The sequence below is a fragment of the Hydrogenivirga sp. 128-5-R1-1 genome, assembly GCF_000171895.1.
Genome location: NZ_ABHJ01000522.1, coordinates 1 through 1,054, shown reverse-complemented (window position 1 = coordinate 1,054; position 1,054 = coordinate 1). Strand labels below are relative to the sequence as shown.

The following is a 1,054-nucleotide window of genomic DNA, read 5'->3' as shown; positions in this document are numbered from 1 at the left end:
CTTCCTCTTCCTGTGGTATTTCTACTTCTATTCCGAGTTCTTCAAGCTGTTCCTTAGATACATAGTCAGGAGCATCTGTTAATGGACAGCTTCCTTTTTGTGTTTTTGGAAATGCTATAACTTCTCGTATGCTTTCAGAATCAGTCATTAAAGCAACAAGCCTATCAAGACCAAATGCAAGACCGCCGTGAGGTGGTGCTCCATATTTTAACGCCTGTATTAAAAATCCAAATTTTTCTTCTGCTTCTTCTTTTGAAATTCCAAGTATATTAAACAGTTTTTCTTGAATATCAGGTCTGTGGATACGAATAGACCCACCGCCTATTTCTTCACCATTTAAAACAAGGTCGTAAGCTCTTGCTCTTATTGAAGTTGCAACTTCTGGATTTTCTAAGGCTTTGTCAAGTTTTGGAAGGTCTTCTTCTTTTGGGCTTGTAAATGGATGGTGAAGAGCAACATATCTTCCTTCTTCTTCATCCCATTCAAGTAGTGGAAAGTCCACAATCCATAAAAAGTCCCATCTTCCTGTAGGAACAATATTCAATTTATCTGCAATATGTTTTCTCATAAATCCTAAAACTCTGTGTGTTGTTTCGTGTACATCTGCAATAAATACCATTAAATCACCAGCTTTTGCATTCATTTTTTCTTTTATTTTTTGAAGCTGGTCTTCTGTGAAAAATTTTGTAATAGGAGACTGAAATCCTTCTTCTGTTATTTTTATCCATGCCATCCCTTTGGCGCCAAACTTTTTGGCATACTCAGTTAAATCATCTATTTCTTTTCTTGAAAATGATGCACCGCCTTCTATCGTTAAACCTTTAACTATTCCGCCTTTTTCTATCGTGTCTTTAAATACCTTAAACTCTACTTCTTTTGCTATATCTGAAATATCTTTTAAGTGCATTTCAAATCTTATATCTGGTTTGTCAGAGCCGTATTTTTCAATTGCTTCTTGATAAGTCATTCTTTTAAAAGTATTTTTAAATCTATTCCAAGAAGTCTTTAAAAGTGTATGAATTAAACCTTCAGATACTGCCATTACATCTTCTTC

1 protein-coding gene is annotated in these 1,054 nt (G+C 34.6%); it reads right to left on the bottom strand.

The features are described from left to right. Positions 1 to 1,042, bottom strand: a 1,042-nt coding sequence (gene aspS / locus HG1285_RS00215) for an aspartate--tRNA ligase (protein WP_083793180.1), incomplete at its 3' end; no start/stop codon positions are given. Between the last annotated feature and the right edge of the window lie 12 nt (positions 1,043 to 1,054).